15 protein-coding genes are annotated in these 16,389 nt (G+C 69.7%); 9 read left to right on the top strand and 6 right to left on the bottom strand.

Annotated elements, in window-relative coordinates:
• The first annotated feature begins 88 nt into the window (after positions 1–88).
• The 3 genes from aroC to LGR54_RS18295 all read left to right on the top strand — a co-directional run bounded on the left by aroC (position 89) and on the right by LGR54_RS18295 (position 3,634).
• Entirely contained in the window at positions 89–1,213 is a 1,125-nt protein-coding gene (gene aroC / locus LGR54_RS18305) for a chorismate synthase (protein ID WP_230363406.1), read from the top strand.
• A gap of 82 nt (positions 1,214–1,295) precedes the next feature.
• Positions 1,296–2,603: a 3,4-dihydroxy-2-butanone-4-phosphate synthase gene (gene ribB / locus LGR54_RS18300; protein WP_230363405.1), complete on the top strand. Its 1,308-nt coding sequence runs from the start codon at positions 1,296–1,298 to the stop codon at positions 2,601–2,603.
• A gap of 200 nt (positions 2,604–2,803) precedes the next feature.
• A complete protein-coding gene (locus LGR54_RS18295) occupies positions 2,804–3,634 on the top strand; it encodes a DUF1194 domain-containing protein (RefSeq protein WP_230363404.1) in 831 nt (276 codons plus the stop codon).
• Positions 3,635–3,919: 285 nt separating this feature from the next.
• Here LGR54_RS18295 and LGR54_RS18290 read toward each other — a convergent pair whose 3' ends face one another.
• Positions 3,920–5,179, bottom strand: a complete 1,260-nt coding sequence (locus LGR54_RS18290; RefSeq protein ID WP_230363403.1) for a class I SAM-dependent RNA methyltransferase — start codon at positions 5,177–5,179, stop codon at positions 3,920–3,922.
• A gap of 203 nt (positions 5,180–5,382) precedes the next feature.
• Here LGR54_RS18290 and LGR54_RS18285 point away from each other — a divergent pair, with 203 nt between their 5' ends.
• On the top strand, positions 5,383–5,919 hold the full coding sequence (locus tag LGR54_RS18285) for a DUF1097 domain-containing protein (protein WP_230363402.1): 537 nt from the start codon (positions 5,383–5,385) through the stop codon (positions 5,917–5,919).
• A gap of 35 nt (positions 5,920–5,954) precedes the next feature.
• Here LGR54_RS18285 and LGR54_RS18280 read toward each other — a convergent pair whose 3' ends face one another.
• Both LGR54_RS18280 and dxs read right to left on the bottom strand, forming a co-directional pair.
• Positions 5,955–6,707 carry a TlyA family RNA methyltransferase gene (locus LGR54_RS18280; RefSeq protein ID WP_230363401.1) on the bottom strand — a complete coding sequence of 251 codons (753 nt, stop codon included), beginning with the start codon at positions 6,705–6,707 and terminating at the stop codon, positions 5,955–5,957.
• 78 nt (positions 6,708–6,785) lie between these two features.
• Positions 6,786–8,726: a 1-deoxy-D-xylulose-5-phosphate synthase gene (gene dxs / locus LGR54_RS18275; protein WP_230363400.1), complete on the bottom strand. Its 1,941-nt coding sequence runs from the start codon at positions 8,724–8,726 to the stop codon at positions 6,786–6,788.
• Positions 8,727–9,063: 337 nt separating this feature from the next.
• Here dxs and LGR54_RS18270 point away from each other — a divergent pair, with 337 nt between their 5' ends.
• The 3 genes from LGR54_RS18270 to LGR54_RS18260 are packed head-to-tail and all read left to right on the top strand — an operon-like array spanning position 9,064 to position 11,255.
• Positions 9,064–10,407: an alpha/beta fold hydrolase gene (locus LGR54_RS18270; protein ID WP_230363399.1), complete on the top strand. Its 1,344-nt coding sequence runs from the start codon at positions 9,064–9,066 to the stop codon at positions 10,405–10,407.
• Positions 10,404–10,991 carry a protein-S-isoprenylcysteine O-methyltransferase gene (locus LGR54_RS18265; protein ID WP_230363398.1) on the top strand — a complete coding sequence of 196 codons (588 nt, stop codon included), beginning with the start codon at positions 10,404–10,406 and terminating at the stop codon, positions 10,989–10,991. The genes LGR54_RS18270 and LGR54_RS18265 overlap by 4 nt, the downstream gene beginning before the upstream one ends.
• 12 nt (positions 10,992–11,003) lie before the next feature.
• On the top strand, positions 11,004–11,255 hold the full coding sequence (locus LGR54_RS18260; RefSeq protein WP_230363397.1) for a DUF1272 domain-containing protein: 252 nt from the start codon (positions 11,004–11,006) through the stop codon (positions 11,253–11,255).
• Here the strand turns inward: LGR54_RS18260 and LGR54_RS18255 are convergent.
• The 3 genes from LGR54_RS18255 to LGR54_RS18245 all read right to left on the bottom strand — a co-directional run bounded on the left by LGR54_RS18255 (position 11,221) and on the right by LGR54_RS18245 (position 12,993).
• The gene (locus LGR54_RS18255) at positions 11,221–11,733 is read right to left on the bottom strand and encodes a DUF1284 domain-containing protein (protein WP_230363396.1); all 513 of its coding nucleotides are present in this window, start codon (positions 11,731–11,733) and stop codon (positions 11,221–11,223) included. The genes LGR54_RS18260 and LGR54_RS18255 overlap by 35 nt on opposite strands.
• A gap of 23 nt (positions 11,734–11,756) precedes the next feature.
• Positions 11,757–12,002 (bottom strand): exodeoxyribonuclease VII small subunit, encoded by a 246-nt coding sequence (locus LGR54_RS18250; protein ID WP_230363395.1) that lies wholly within the window; start codon positions 12,000–12,002, stop codon positions 11,757–11,759.
• 61 nt (positions 12,003–12,063) lie between these two features.
• The gene (locus tag LGR54_RS18245) at positions 12,064–12,993 is read right to left on the bottom strand and encodes a histone deacetylase family protein (protein ID WP_230363394.1); all 930 of its coding nucleotides are present in this window, start codon (positions 12,991–12,993) and stop codon (positions 12,064–12,066) included.
• Between the two features lie 306 nt (positions 12,994–13,299).
• Between LGR54_RS18245 and LGR54_RS18240 the strand changes: the two genes are divergently transcribed.
• Positions 13,300–14,283 carry an L-threonylcarbamoyladenylate synthase gene (locus LGR54_RS18240; protein WP_370638232.1) on the top strand — a complete coding sequence of 328 codons (984 nt, stop codon included), beginning with the start codon at positions 13,300–13,302 and terminating at the stop codon, positions 14,281–14,283.
• Between the two features lie 124 nt (positions 14,284–14,407).
• A complete protein-coding gene (locus LGR54_RS18235; protein ID WP_230363393.1) occupies positions 14,408–15,763 on the top strand; it encodes a cell wall hydrolase in 1,356 nt (451 codons plus the stop codon).
• Positions 15,764–16,389 lie beyond the last annotated feature (626 nt).

Below are 16,389 nucleotides of genomic sequence, written 5' to 3'. Positions count from 1 at the left end.
ACCACCGGCGGTTTGACGCCGGCCGGCGCGGCGCCTAGAAGCCGGTGCTGAACCCTTGCTCCCGCCCCGTTCAGCGTGATTTCCCGCGATGTCCTTCAACACGTTCGGCCAGTCCTTCCGGGTGACCACCTTCGGCGAGAGCCACGGCCTCGCCATTGGCGGCGTCGTCGACGGCTGCCCGCCCGGCGTCGCCTTCAAGCTGGAGGAGATCCAGGCGGCGCTGGACAAGCGCCGGCCCGGCCAGTCGCGCTTCACCACCCAGCGGCGCGAGCCCGACCAGGTGAAGGTGCTGTCCGGCACGCTGGAAGGCGAAGATGGCGTGCTGACCACCACCGGCACGCCGGTGGCGTTCCTGATCGAGAATGTCGACCAGCGCTCCAAGGACTATTCGGAGATCGCCGCCAGCTACCGGCCGGGCCATGCCGACTACGCCTATGACGTGAAATACGGCATTCGCGACCATCGCGGCGGTGGGCGCTCCTCGGCGCGCGAGACCGCCGTGCGGGTCGCCGCCGGCGCGCTCGCCATGAAGGTGCTGGAGCACGCGCTGCCCAGCATCGCCGTGCGCGGGGCACTGGTGCAGATGGGCGAGATCAGCGTCGACCGCGCCAGCTGGAACTGGGACGAGATCGGCAACAACCCGTTCTTCTGCCCGGATGCCGAGGCGGCGGCCAAGATGGTCGACTATCTCGACGGCATCCGCAAGAACGGCTCCTCGGTGGGCGCGGTGATCGAGGTGGTGGCGGACGGCGTGCCGCCCGGCCTCGGCGCACCCATCTACGGCAAGCTCGACGCCGACCTCGCCAGCGCCTTCATGAGCATCAACGCGGTGAAGGGCGTCGAGATCGGCGAGGGCTTCGCGGCGGCGACACTCACCGGCGAGGACAATGCCGACGAGATGCGCATGGGCAATGACGGCAAGCCGATCTTCCTCGCCAACCATGCCGGCGGCATCCTCGGCGGCATCTCCACCGGCCAGCCGGTGGTGGCGCGCTTCGCGGTGAAGCCGACCTCCTCCATCCTCACCCCGCGCAAGACGGTGACGCGCTTCGGCGAGGATGCCGAGATCCTCACCAAGGGCCGGCACGACCCCTGCGTCGGCATCCGCGCCGTGCCGGTAGGCGAGGCGATGATGGCCTGCGTGCTGGCCGACCATCTTCTGCGCGCGCGGGCACAGGTGGCGACGCCGCCCGCCTGGCCGTTCCAGCGCTGACGTTAGGTCAGAAATTTCAGTATCGCTGAAAGCGCAATGAGATTTCATTGCGGATGAATTTTCGCGCGCCTATACTCCCCCCATGAAACTGGCGGACTGGCTGACAGCGACAGGAACCACCCGCAGCGCGTTCGCCCGCGCCTGCGGCCTGTCGCCGGCCAGCATCACCGCCCTGTGCAAGGACGACCCGGCCTGGGTCTCGCGGGAGGCGGCGGCGCGTATCGCCGCGGCGACGGGCGGCGCGGTGACGCCGAACGACTTCCTCGGGCTCACCATCAGCGAGGTGAAGATCATGACCGACAATCTCCAGGCCCGCGTCCAGGCGGCCATCGAGGCCTTCGCCCGCGGCGACATGCTGGTGGTGACCGACGACGACGACCGCGAGAACGAGGGCGACATCATCGTCGCCGCGATCCACGCCACGCCGGAAAAGCTCGCCTTCATCGTCCGCCACACCTCCGGCATCGTCTGCACGCCGATCACCGCCGAGCATGCGCGCAAGCTGCGGCTCAATCCGATGGTGAGCGACAACGACGCACCGCACTCCACCGCCTTCACCATCTCGGTCGATTACAAGCACGGCACCACCACCGGCATCTCGGCCGAGGACCGCACCGCCACGGTGCGCGGCCTCGCCAACCCCAATGCCGGGGCCGCCGACTTCGTCCGGCCGGGCCACATCTTCCCGCTGATCGCCCGCGAGGGCGGAGTGCTGATGCGCTCCGGTCATACCGAGGCGGCGGTCGACCTGTGCAAGCTCGCCGGCGTCGAGCCGGTCGGCGTCATCTGCGAACTGGTGAACGACGACGGCACGGTGATGCGCGGCCCGCAGGTGAGCGACTTCGCCAATGCCCACAAGCTGACCCGCGTCTCGGTGGCCGACCTGATCGCCTACCGCCAGTCGCGCGAGAAGCTGGTGACGCGCGCCGCCGAATTCACCGCCCCCACCGTGGTCGGCGACATGCACGGCATCTCCTATGTCACCCCGTTCGAGCCGGTGAACCACCTCGCGCTGGTGCACGGCAAGATCGGCGACGGGCGCAACGTGCTGGTGCGACTGCACCGCGCCGACCCGATCGGCGACGTGTTCACCGGCGGCAAGGCGATCCAGACCTCGCTGGAGCGCATCAAGGCGGAAGGGCGCGGCGTGCTGGTCTATCTGCGCGACGGCACCGCCGGCGTGCCGACCACCTCGGTCGGCCAGGAGGAAGGCAAGACCGAATCGACGCGGCTGCGCGACGAGGCCTGGCGTGAGGTCGGGCTCGGGGCGCAGATCCTCAAGGATCTCGGCATCACCTCGATTCGGCTGATCGCCTCGCGCGCCCGCACCTATGTCGGCGTCGCAGGCTTCGGCATCGAGATCGTCGACACCGAGGTGCTGGACGTCTGACGGTAACCCGCCGCAGCAATTCCATACCCTGGTAACGTCCGCTCACGCGAACGGCATCCGGCGCCCCATGCCTGCCCGCAATTTCGGCTTCTGGCGGCGCCGGGCGCGTGTCACCATGCCGTCATGGGTCGCGGATCGCTGCCTCTGTTCCTGAGACCCCATAGTGCCATCGTCGTGGTGCCTCTCGGACGGAGGTCGCAATGCCGGGTGTGCGTGTGGTGCTGTCGGCCGTCGCCGCGTTCCTGGCGGTGCTGGCAGCGGGTCCGGCGGTTTCGCCCGCCGTCGCCGACGAGATCGTCGATGTCGAGCTGGTGCTGGCGGTCGACGTCTCCTATTCGATGGATCTCGACGAGCTCGCGCTACAGCGCGACGGCTATATCGGCGCGGTGACCTCGCCGGAATTCCTCAACGCCCTCAAGCTCGGCCCCAATGGCAAGGTGGCGCTGGCCTATGTGGAATGGGCCGGCGTCGAGGACCAGAAGCTGGTGGTCGACTGGACCGAGATCGGCAGCGAGGAGGACGCCAAGGCCTTCGCCGCCGCCATCCGCGCCGCGCCGCTGCGTCGCGTCTACCGGACCTCGATCTCGGGCGCGATGACCTTCAGCGCCGAGCAGATCCGCAGCAACGGCTTCAAGGGGCTGAAGCGGGTGATCGACATTTCCGGCGACGGCACCAACAACCAGGGGCCGCTGGCCGATGTCACTCGCGACGAGGTGGTCAAGCAGGGCATCACCATCAACGGCCTACCGCTGATGCTGAAGGAGCCGGCCGGCTCCATGCTCGATATCGGCCAGCTCGACGTCTACTACGAGGATTGCGTGATCGGCGGGCCGGGCGCCTTCGTGGTGCCGGTGCGCGGCATGCATGAATTCGCCACCGCCATCAAGACCAAGCTGGTGCTGGAGATCGCCGGGCTGATGCCGCCGGCGCCGCGCATCGGCACGACGCCGGAGGTTCACAAGGTGGCCGCGGAGAAGCGCGTCTCCTGCTCGATCGGCGAGCGCATGTGGATGGAGCGCTGGGGAAACTGAGCGGCGGCGGCGCAGGCCAACTCCAACCGCGCCCTTGAACGCCCCTCGTTCTAATCCTCCCCCATTGGGGAGAGGTGCCCCCCACAGCAGGCCGGTGAGGGGGACAAGATCGGGAAGCCAGGAAGGCCACTCATCCCAGCCCTCTCCCCCACAGGGAGAGGGGGACAACCGTATTCTGCCGGGCTCGCGGGGAGAGGGCGGCCCTACCTTGCTTCCCCACGGGGAGAGGACGGCCCTGTTGGCTACTAGGCGCGCGCCAAAAGAACTGCGCCGGACCCCCTCGCCTCAGCGGCGGAACACCCCGACCAGCTCGACATGGGCGGAATAGCGGAACTGATCGACCGGCGTGACATGCTCGAGCCGGTAGCCGCCCTTCACCAGCAGCGCGGCGTCGCGGGCGAAGGTAACGGGATCGCAGGACACCCCCACCACCAGCGGCACCTTGCTCGCCGCCAGCTGCGCCGACTGCGCCTCGGCGCCCTGACGCGGCGGATCGAACACCACGGCGTCGAAGGCCTTCAACTCCAGCGGCAGCAGCGGCCGGCGGAACAGGTCGCGCGCCTCCCCCGTCACCGGCTTGAGGCCGGAAGTGCCGCGCACCGCCTTGCCCAGCGCCTCGATCGCCGGCGCGGAGGATTCATAGGCGGCGACCCGGGCGCGCTCGGCGAGGCGCAGGCCGAAGGTGCCGACGCCGGAGAACAGGTCGGCGATGGATTTCGCACGGCCGACCGCCTCGCCGACCAGCGCCGCCAGCGTCGCCTCGCCGGCGGCGGTCGCCTGCAGGAACGAGCCGGGCGGCAGCGGCACGCGGGCGCGGCCCATGGTGAGCAGCGGCGGCTCGCGCTGCAGCACCAGTTCGCCATGACGGGTCAGCCGGGCGAGCTTGTGCGCTCCCGCGAGTTCCGCCAGCGCCGCGACGCTCCTCGGCTTCAGCGGGCCGGAGCCGCGCACGTCGACATCGAGGCCGGTCTCGGTGGCGGTGACCTGGATGTCCAGGGGCTTGGCGACCGGGGCCAGGGCCTGCGCCAGCGCCCAGGCGGCCGGCAGCGCGCCGGCGAGCGCCGGGGCGAGGATCGGGCAGGCATCGATGGCGACCACGGCGTGGCTGCGCCAGCCGGCGAAGCCCACCGCCAGCGTGTCCAGCCCCTTCGGCGCCGAGCCGCCGGTGCCGCGAGCGTGGAAGGTGGCGCGGCGGCGGCCCTCGCCATGGGCATCGACCAGCGCGGCGACCTCGGTCTCGATGCCGACGCGGGCGAGCGCCTCGACGACGAGGCCGCGCTTCCACGCCCGGTAGGGCTCGGCCTGCCAATGCTGGAAGGCGCAGCCGCCGCAGACGCCGACATGGCGGCAGAACGGATCGATGCGTTCCGGGCTCGCCTCGAGGACCGAGACGAGGCGGGCGCGCTCGCCCTGCCGCTCCACCTCGACCCGCTCGCCGGGCAGCGCCAGCGGCACGAAGACCGGGCCGTCCGGCGTGTCGGCGATGCCGTCGCCGCGATGGCCGATACGGTCGATACGCAGTTCCGTCCAGTTCAATTTCGGCATGTACTCGCCATCATCCATTAAATATTATGTATTCTACAAGTAATGACGTGCGTCATTTTGACGTGATATCCGCGACGACATGCCACTTGCATCGAATCACTGTATTGTCATCCGGCTGATTCCAAGTCTTCGAATGGACAGCATCGCTTACTCAGCAAATCCCATAATAATAAGTCACGAAACATAGGCATAGGGGGAAAACAATGTCGCTTATCTCCGCACTCGCCATCAGTATCGGTGTTCTTGGAGGCGTCGCCACCTGGCTGTTCCTCGGACCTCTCGCCGGCGGCCTGCAGATCTGGGCCGCCTTCATCGCCTGGGCTGCCTTCTTCCACTGCGGCGGCAAGGAAGGCGGCTTCAAGGCGGTGGTGCTCGCCAACATCGCCGGTGCCGTCATGGCCTGGCTCACGCTGCTGGCGGTCACCAAGGGCGGCCTCGGCGCGAGCCTCGGCCTGCCGCTGTGGGCCGGTATCTGCGTCGGCGTCGGCGTGCTGGTGATGATCCTGCTCGCCAACATCCCGGCCTTCGCCGCCATTCCGGCGCTGGTCTACGGGTTTGCCGCCACCGCCGCCTTCGCCCTGCTCTCGGCCGACGGCCTCGTCAACCTTACCGCGGCGAGCCTTGGCAACCCGCTGGTGACCATCATCCTGTCGATGATCGTCGGCGCCGCCTTCGGCTACGTCTCCGAGAAGCTCGCCGGCGCTCTGGTCGCCGGCAGCGGCCAGACCCGGCGCGCCTGAGCGCGACCGGTCGGCCGACACGGCGCGCGGGCGGCTCATGCCGTCCGCGCCGCCACGACCAGATGCTCCTCATTGCCGTCGCCGCCGAGGATCGGCGAGGCCAAGCGGCGCGTCACCAGATAGCCGAGCTCGCCGAGCCGGGCGACCACCCGGTCCACCGCCATCAGGCCCAGCGTGCGGTCGCGCACGATGCCGCCCTTGGACAGGTGCTCGCGGCCGACCTCGAATTGCGGCTTCACCAACGCCACCAGCCAGGCATTCGGCGCCGCATGGGCGAGCGCGGCCGGCAGCACCTGCGTGAGCGCGATGAAGCTGACGTCGATGGTGATGATCTCCGCCGGCGGCACCTCGCCCGGGGCGAGCTTGCGGATATCGGTGCCTTCCAGCGAGACGAGGCGCGGATGGATACGCAGCTTCTCCGCCAGCTGGTCGTGGCCGACATCCACCGCATGCACGCGGGCGGCGCCACGCGCCAGCAGCACCTGCGAGAAGCCGCCGGTGGAGGCGCCGACATCCAGCGCCTCGAAGCCGGTGATGTCGAGCGCCGCGGCGTCGAGCGCCGCCTCCAGCTTCAGCCCGGCGCGCGACACCCATTCATAGGCCTCGCGCGCCTCGATGACGGCGTCGGGAGCAACGGTCTCGGAGGACTTCGCCAGCACCTTGCCGTCGGCGGTGACGAGGCCGGCCTCGATGGCGGCCTGCGCGCGGGCGCGGCTGTCGAACAGGCCACGCTCGACCAGAACCCGATCGGCACGCTGGCGCTTGGGAACCGGTGCGGCATCCGCCATGGCAAGCCTCCTCCAGACCCAGCTCGTTCAGACCAAGATTCTCAAAAGGCCGGTCTTTCGGCCGGCCGTCCCCGGCGCTCAGCCCCGCAGCAGGGCGGACGGCGCGTCCTCGGCTCGGCCGAGCGCACCGAACACGCCGCGCACGATGCCTTCGGCGTCGAGCCCGGCCTCACGCAATTGGGCCGCCGGCGTGTCGTGGTCAAGGAAACGGTCCGGCAGCTGCAGCGTGCGGATCTTCAGCCCGCGCTCCAGCGCCCCGGCCTCGGCGAGCAGGGTCAGCACATGGCCGCCAAAGCCGCCCACCGCGCCCTCCTCCACCGTCACCAGCACCTCATGCTCGCGCGCGAGGCGCAGGATGAGGTCGCGGTCGAGCGGCTTGGCGAAGCGGGCATCGGCGACCGTGGTGGACAGGCCGAACGCCGCCAGCTGGTCGGCGGCGACGAGGCAGGGCGCCAGCCGCGTGCCGAGCGACAGCAACGCCACCTTGGAGCCCTCGCGCACGAGGCGGCCCCGACCGATCTCCAGCGGAACACCATGCTCGGGGCGCTCGACGCCGACACCCTCGCCGCGCGGGTAGCGGAAGGCGATGGGGCCTTCGTCATAAGCCGCCGCCGTCGCCACCATGTGGACCAGCTCGGCCTCGTCGGCCGCCGCCATCACCACCATGCCCGGCAAGCAGGCGAGCATCGGCACGTCGAAGGCGCCGACATGGGTGGCGCCGTCCGCTCCCACCAGCCCGGCGCGGTCGATGGCGAAGCGCACCGGCAGTCGCTGGATGGCGACGTCGTGCACCAGCTGGTCATAGGCACGCTGCAGAAAGGTGGAATAGATGGCGCAGAACGGCTTGTAGCCCTCGGTGGCGAGGCCGGCGGCGAAGGTCACCGCGTGCTGCTCGGCGATGCCGACGTCGAAGGTCCGCTCGGGGAACGCCTGCTCGAACCGGTCGAGCCCGGTGCCGGCCGGCATGGCGGCGGTCACCGCGACGATCTTCGGGTCACGCCGCGCCTCGTCGATCAGGCTGTCGGCGAAGACGCGTGTATAGGACGGCGCGTTGGAGATCGCCTTGGCCTGCGCGCCGGTGGCGACGTCGAAGCGCTGTACGCCATGATATTTGTCGGCCGAGGCCTCGGCGGGCGCGTAGCCCTTGCCCTTCTGGGTGACGACATGGACGAGGATCGGCCCGGTGTCGCTGTCGCGGGCATTGCGCAGCACCGGCAGCAGGTGGTCGAGATTGTGACCGTCGATCGGGCCGACATAATAGAAGCCTAGCTCCTCGAACATCGTGCCACCGGCGAGGAAGCCGCGGGCGAACTCCTCTGCACGGGCGGCGTGGCGCTCGAAGAATTTCGGCAGGTTGCCGGCAAGCTGCTTGGCGGTCTCGCGCAGCGAACGATAGGTGCGCCCGGAGAGCAGGCGCGCCAGATAGGCCGACATGGCGCCCACCGGCGGGGCGATCGACATATCGTTGTCGTTGAGGATGACGATGAGGCGACTGTCCATCGCCCCGGCATTGTTCATCGCCTCATAGGCCATGCCGGCCGACATGGCGCCATCGCCGATGACGCAGACCACGTTGCGCTTGGCCACCGCCGGATCGGTCTCGGCCGCCAGATCGCGCGCCACCGCCATGCCGAGGCCGGCGGAGATCGAGGTCGAGGAATGGCCGGCGCCGAACGGGTCGTAGGGGCTCTCGGCGCGATTGGTGAAACCGGACAGGCCGGCGCCCTGGCGCAACGTGCGGATACGCTCGCGCCGGCCGGTGAGGATCTTGTGCGGATAGCACTGGTGACCGACGTCCCAGATCAGCCGGTCGTTCGGTGTATCGAAAACGTGATGCAGCGCGACGGTGAGCTCGACCACGCCGAGCCCGGCGCCGAGATGGCCGCCGGTCACCGAGACAGCGGAGATCGTCTCTTCCCTGAGCTCGGCGGCGAGCTGGGGCAGCTGCTCGTCCGTCAGCCGGCGCAGATCGACCGGCTCCCGGATGCTGTCGAGAAGCGGCGTGGAAGAACGGGTCAAGAACTACCTCGGTGCTCACGTCCGCCAGCGCGGGAGGCTCCCGCCCGCCGGACGAAGTTCTAGGGCATACACGCTGGCGCGCAGGCGTGCAACGCGCACTCCCCACACCCGGCGATGGCAGCCTCGCCGCGCCGTTCGCCCCGGCCCATACTGGGTTAATTGGCCTCCCGTCTGCGGATTTCAAGCCGGAAGCGGTACCGGCTGCCGGCACCGGAACGGCCGCCGGTACCGCTTCCGCTTGGTTTTGGTTCGGCCTCGACGCCAAACCATGTGGAGACCGCCGGTTGAGCACACCACGGACATGGAAACGCCCGCCTGCATACATTAGAACCACGCCATGACAGCAGGGGATGCTCCCGACTCGCCGGGCCACGACGCCTCGCGCCCCACCGACGTCGACGCCGGTCGGCGGCTTGTGCTGTTCCTGCCCGGCCACGACCCCACCGACATGGACTACCATCACGGCCGCTTCGCCAACCAGGCCGGGCGCTTCGCCAAACTGTGGTCCTGCGGCGCCGAGGTCTCGGCGCGCCGCGACGAGCCCGGCTTGCCGGTGAGCCTGTGGACCACCCGCAGCGAGGGGCCGAACTGGCGGCAATCGACCGATTTCGCCCTGCTGCGCTGGGATGACATCGTGGTGGCGCTCGACGAGCGGCCCTCCGTGGTACGGCTGTGGCGCGGGCTGGCGGCGCTGCTCGAATTCGCCCGCAACGGTACCAGCCGCCGCTATTTCAAGGCGACGCTGCGCTACGGCATCTTCTGCCTGTTTCCGGTCGGCATCCTCGTGCTGTTCCTGCTCGCCGGCCTGCTGGGCGGGCTGGCCGCCAATTTCGTCGTCGGCTGGCTGCTGCCGCCGGAGACCAGCGGGCACGCGGCCACCCTGATCGGGCTGGCCACCGCGCTGCTGGTGTTCCTCGGCCTGTTCATCCAGCCCGGACGGCGATGGCGGCTGCACCAGGCGCTCGACGACTGGGATCTCGCCCGCGACTATCTGCACGGGCGCAGCCCGGTGATGGACGAGCGGCTGGAGCGTTTCACCGACTATCTCGTGCAAAAGATCCAGAGCGGCGGCTATGACGAGGTGGTGCTGGTCGGCCACAGCCTTGGTGCCAGCCTCGCTTTGCGGGTGCTGGTGCAGGCCTTCGCGCGCGATCCCGAGCTGGGACGGCGCGGCACCCGGCTCAACCTTTTGACCTGCGGCGCCACCATCCCGAAATTCTCGCTGCACCCGGATGCCGGCGCCGTGCGCGCCGACGCCGCGCGGATCTCGGCGCATCCCGATGTGTTCTGGGCGGAATATCAGGCGCGGCACGACGCCATCAATTTCTACAAGTACCACCCGGTGAAGCTATGCCGGGCGGAGTTCGACACGGCGGAATACGGCCAGCCGATCCTGAAGAACGCCAATCTCAAGCAGATGATCTCGCGCGAGAAGCTGCGGGCGCTGCGCTGGCATATCATGCGCCTGCACTACCAGTTCCTGCTGGCGAACGAGATGAAGGCGCCCTACGACTTCTTCATGATCGCGCTGGGGCCCCTGCCCCTTGCCGAGCTGTGCGCCTCGCGCAACGGACCGATCAGCCGGTTCGCCGACGACGGCTCGCTGCTCCCCCCCGATACCGCGACGGACATTCCCGCCCCCGCCCCTGCGCCGCACGACGCCCGAGAGGACGCCTCATGAACCTCATCATCGCCGCCAAGATCATCTGGGCCATCGGCGTCGTCGGCTGGTACGTCATCCGCATCCCCTTCGAGCGGAAGGTGAAGCGCGAGAAGGTGGTCGACGCCCGCCACAAGGTCCGCGAGCTGATCCTCTTGTCCTGCTCGACCTGCGGGCTCGGCATCATCCCGCTGCTGTGGGCGACTTCGGAGCTGTTCGACTTCGCCGATTATCCCTATTCGGCGGTGCAGCTGGTGCTCGGCGCGCTCACCTTCGCCTTCTCGCTGTGGCTGTTCCGCCGTACCCATGAGGACCTCGGCAAGAACTGGTCGGTGACGCTGGAGATCAAGGACAGCCACAAGCTGATCACCGGCGGCGTCTACCGCTATGTGCGCCACCCGATGTATTCCGCCTTCTTCCTGTGGGCGGTGGCGCAGCTGATCCTCATCCCCAACTGGATCGCCGGCCCGGCCGGGGTGATCGGCTTCGGCATCCTCTACCTCTTCCGCGTCGGCCGGGAAGAGGCGATGATGCTCGACACCTTCGGCGACGAATACCGCGCCTACATGACCCGCACCGCCCGTATCGTGCCGGGCGTGCTCTGACAGGAGCCCCGCATGCTGGAACTGCGCCCGAACTGCGAGTGCTGCGACCGCGACCTGCCGCCGGCCTCGCGCGAGGTGATGATCTGCACCTTCGAGTGCACCTTCTGCGCCGAGTGCGCGAGCGACGTGCTGGGCGGCATCTGCCCGAACTGCTCCGGCGAGCTGGTGCGCCGGCCGGTTAGGCCGGCCGCGGCGCTGGCCCGTCACCCGGCCTCGACGGCGCGGGTGTTCAATCCCGATTGCGCGGCGCGCAAGGCTGGCTGAGTGACGGCAGGCTGACTTCCGGCGGGCTGAGGTCCTGCGCACCGCTTTCTGCCGCCGCACCCTTCAGGCGCACCCGGCGGAATCCGCCGGCGGCGATGTCGTCGCACAATCGCGTCCACTGGCAGCCGGCACAGGCGGCGCGGCTGGCACCGCTGGCGAAGGCCGCGCGCATCGCGGCAAGGCGCGGCGCCGACAAGTCGAGGCGATCGCCCGGCGCGAAGCCGTCGCCGAACAGCCCGCCCAGCGCGGCGCGGGCCTGCCGGTCGCGCTCGACGACGCTGTCGTTCAGGCAATGATGGCCGGCCTCGCCGAGCATCGGCGCGCAGATGTCATCCGGCCCCTCGACGAGTTCGGCGGGCTCGCCGGCGTCGAGGCGGATGACGAGGGCATCGTAATTGGCGGTGAAGGCCGGGCTGTAGCCCCGGCCGACATAGGTCATCAGGCAGAGCAAATGGTGGCCGCGCAACCGGACGCTCATCCGCGCGGGGCGCCCGTGGCCGCTCATTCGCCGTCGAGCGGCACGGTGCCGGCCGGGCGGCCATCGGCACTGAGCGTGATCTTCTCCACCCGCGCCTCGGCGTCCTTCAGCAGCGCGTCGCAACGGGCCTTGAGCGCCTCGCCGCGCGCATAGAGGGTGATCGACTCTTCTAGCGGGACGTTGCCGCCCTCGAGCTTGCCGACGATGGTCTCGAGCTCCGCCAGCGCCTTCTCGAAGCTCAGCGTCCCGACATCCGCAAAATCGGCCATGGCATCCTCCGCTTGCGCGAGAGAGGCGAATCGCCGCCCTCGCGTCCCGCCTTATACAGGATCAGCCACGCATCAGGGTCAGCACGTGCTGCTCGGCCGAGCGGGTGAGACCGTCGAGGTCGTAGCCGCCCTCCAGCACCGAGACGATGCGCCCGCCGCTGTGCTTCTCGGCGAGTTCCATCAGCTTCAGCGTCACCCAGCGGTAATCGTCCTCCAGCAGGCAGATATTCGCCAACGGGTCGCGCACATGGGCGTCGAAGCCGGCGGAGATGATCAAAAGCTGCGGCCCGAACGCATTGAGGCGCGGCAGGATGCGGCTCTCGAAGGCCTCGCGGAAGCGCTCGCCATTGTCGCCCGCGCGCAGCGGTGCATTCACGATGTTGTCCGAAGTGCCGCGCTCGCCCACCGATCCCGTGCCGGGGAACAGCGGCATTTCGTGCGTCGAGGCGTACATCACGCTCGGGTCCGACCAGAAGATCTCCTGCGTGCCATTGCCGTGGTGCACGTCGAAATCGACGATGGCGACGCGGCCGATGCCGTGCACCTTCTGTGCGTGGCGGGCGGCGATGGCGACATTGTTGAACAGGCAGAAGCCCATCGGCGTGCGTGTCTCGGCATGGTGGCCGGGCGGGCGCATGGAGACGAAGGCGTTGGCCACCTTGCCGCCCAGCACCTCGTCCACCGCCAGCACCGAGCCGCCGACGCCGCGCGAGATCGCCTCGCCGGTGCCGGGGGACAGCACGGTGTCGCCGTCGATGCGCACCAGGCCCTCGGTGGGGTTGGCCTCGGCCAGCGCATCGACATAGTCGGCCGGATGCACGCGGACGATGTCCTCGCGGCTGGCGAGCGGCGCCGGCTCGCGCACCAGCGTGGCGAACTCCTCCTTCTCGAACAGGCGGTTCAGCACCCGCACCCGGTCCGGGCGCTCCGGATGGCCGGGCGGCGTGACATGGTCGAGGCAGGCGTCGTGCGCGATCAGCAGCGTGTTCATGGGCATCCTTGGGACGGGCGCTTCGTCGTCTCGGGAAACGCGAAGCCTTCGGGTTCGTTGCTCTCCGCATCTTCCGCAAGCGAACCGGCACCGCTCGAAGATGCAGCCATACGGACGGCCATTATCGGTCTTCTTGAACCATCCGATGGTGGACGATATGCCACGCCCGTGCGACAGGCCAGCGGCGGCGCTCGGCGCGAACGGCTTTTTTCGCCGCGCCGGGCGCCCCAACCGGCCGGAGGTTGACCGGCGCCGGCCCGGCTCTTAAGCCGGGAGCACCCTTTCCCCGAGGACGAACCCGTGAGCCTGGCCACCCCGATCATTGCGACCCGCCTGGTCCCGGCGGACGAGGAGGGCATCGCGGAGACCGCGCGGGTGCTGCGTTCCGGCGGGCTGGCCGCCATTCCCACCGAGACGGTCTACGGCCTCGCCTGCGACGCGACCGACCCGCATGCGGTGGCCAAGCTCTACGCCGCCAAGGGGCGGCCGAGCTTCAACCCGCTGATCGCCCATGTGCCGGATGTCGAGGCGGCGCAGCGGGTGGGACGCTTCTCGCCGACGGCTTCCGCGCTCGCCCACGCCTTCTGGCCGGGACCGCTGACGCTGGTGGTGCCGGCGATCGAGGAGGCCACCTCTCCCCTCGCCCGCGCCGGGCTGTCGAGCGTCGCGATCCGGGTGCCGGCGCATCCGGTGGCGCAGGCGGTGCTGCGCGCCGCCGACCGGCCGATCGCCGCGCCGAGCGCCAACCGTTCCGGCCATGTCTCGCCGACCACCGCCGGCCATGTGATGGCCGACCTGCTCGGCGCCATCGACCTGGTGCTCGACGCCGGACCGGCGGCGGTGGGGGTGGAATCCACCATTCTCGACTGCACCGGCGACATCCCGGCGATGCTGCGCCCAGGCGGGCTGGCGCGCGAGGAGATCGAGGCGGTGCTCGGCCATGCGCTCGCGGTGCCCGAGCGCGTCACCGACGACGAGACCCCGCAGGCACCCGGCATGCTCGCCTCGCACTACGCGCCCTCGGTGCCGGTGCGGCTGATGGCCGAGCAGCTGCGCGCCGGCGAGGCGCTGCTGACCTTCGGCGGGCAGGCGCTGCACGGGGCGCCGCCGGTGCGCACCCGCGACCTCAGCCCGGAGGGCGACCTCGTCGAGGCGGCGGCCAATCTCTACGCCTATCTGCGCGAGCTCGACGCGCCCGGCGTGTCCGGCATCGCCGTGGTCGGGCTGCCCGCCCACGGGCTGGGCGAGGCCATCGCCGACCGGCTGCGGCGGGCGGCGGCGCCGCGTTAACCGCGCAGCAAGGTTAATACGCGACAACCATAAGGCCCGGCGCGTGGCGGCTTGCCTGATGCGCGCCCGCCACGCCGGGCGGAGTTGGGGGCCGCCAGCGGCCAGGTTGCGTAGGCGTCGCGTCATGAGCTTCTCGCATCGGCCGATCCGATCCTCGCGGTGGCAAGCCCGCTGCGTCGTCGCCGGGCTGGCGCTGGCCGGCATGGTCACCCCGTTCTTCGCCAGCGGCATCGGCCACCAGGACATCGCCGCCCTGTTCACCCACAGCCCGGAGGTGGTGGCAAAAGCCCGCCTCGACGTGCTGCCCGGCACCTTCCGCACGCTGAAGGCGGCGACCTTCGCCTGGCCGACGGCCTCTTCGCTGCCGCCGGGCTCGGCGATACCCGCGCCGCCGCGACTGCCGCCGCTCGCCATCCATGTCGACCGGACCGACAAGGGCGATCGCGCGGACAGGGGCGACCGCCTCGCCGCCACCGACCAGCCGTCCGAGCCGGGCCTGCCGGAAGCGCTCGCCGATGCCGGCATCGCCAGCGCCACCACCCGGGCGGGCTCAGCAACCGGCGCCGCCACGGCGGGCGCCGGAACCGGGACTGGGACCGGTCGCGCAATCGCCTTGGGCATGGGTACCGATCCGTTCGAGGCGGGCGACGACCTCGCCGACGCCAACGATCTCGCCGCCTATTCCAGCGACGCCGGCGACCCGACCGGCGACCCCGCCGAGCTGGAAAGCGCCGCCGCCGACCCCGTCCTCGTCATCGGAGCGGGCGGACCCGCCGCCGGGCCGGCCTATGCCGATCCCTTCGCCGAGACCGGCGGCCAACTGATGGGCACGCCGGAAGGTGCGCTACCCATCTATCGCCAAGCCAGCCTGATCTTCGGGCTGGACGGCACGCCGGCGCAGCGTTTCCTCGGCGGCGAGGCGGGCGGCGAGGCCGGCACTTCCGTCGCCGCCAAGGGCGAGGATGGCGAGGGCAGCGACGATGTCGACGCCATCGACGGCGCGGAGACGCCGACGCTCGGCCGCATGGCCGGCGCCGCGCCGGCCGAACGGCTCGGCCTCGATGGTCGCCGGCGCGAGCGGGCGGAGAAGTGCCTCGCCGACGCCGTATATTTCGAGAGCCGTGGCGAGCCGGAGCGCGGACAGATCGCGGTGGCGCAGGTGGTGATGAACCGGGTGTTCTCCGGCTACTACCCCGCCGATGTCTGCCGCGCGGTCTACCAGAACGCCAAGCGCAAATTCGCCTGCCAGTTCACCTTCGCCTGCGACAATATCCGCGACGTCGTCACCGAGCCGCGACTGTGGAAGCAGGCGCAGCGCATCGCCGCCGACATGCTGGACGGCAAGCTTTGGGACTCGAGGGTCGGGCGGGCGACGCACTACCACGCGCAATCGGTGCGGCCGTTCTGGATCAGCGAGATGCGCAAGCTCGACCGTATCGGCGAGCACACCTTCTACCGCCCGCGCCGCTGGACCAGCTGAGGCGGCGGGACGGCGCACGACCTGTCACCGCCTCAGAGCCAAGCGACATCGTAACAGCATCAAATCCGCGACGGCTTACAACTTCGGAAGAATGCGCGGCAGCCCGAAACCGCCCCTTGCGCTCCGGCCGGTGCCCGCTGGGTATATCCACGGCGGCAGCCTTGCACCGCCGATCGCTCAGATACACCCTTTGGTTGCATTGCCAAGAAGCACTCAAATGATGCGGAAACCTATGTCGTCTCCTCGGATGGGGCGTTCTGGAAGGTCAGCTTGGACGGGCGAAGTCTCCGTGCCGGTCTTGCCGCCAAAAGGCAGCCAGCCGCGCCGCCGTCGATGCGGCCCACGCTGACGGTCGCAACGGGCACGACGCACAAGTGCTGGTTCAAGCCGCCAACGGACATTCCGTACCGAATGGACCTACCGGTAAGGACCCCTATCCTCCAAAGGGCCGAATGAGTGCCTGCTCAGTGTTACCCGTGCGGGGCAGCGACATCTTGAACCATCGTGGCCTCGGCGCCTCCCAGGCGGAAGTCCGATCTTCCGCGCGCGGAAGATGATGATCGCCGGTCCTGTGCCACACGGCCGGAATCGACTGCGGCATCGTCCGTCCACCGGCAATATGGCTG

The sequence above is a fragment of the Ancylobacter sp. Lp-2 genome (assembly GCF_020523795.1).
Classification (GTDB): Bacteria; Pseudomonadota; Alphaproteobacteria; order Rhizobiales; family Xanthobacteraceae; genus Ancylobacter.
The sequence above is the reverse complement of the archived record's forward strand: the minus strand, read 5'-3'. Positions and strand labels throughout refer to the sequence as shown.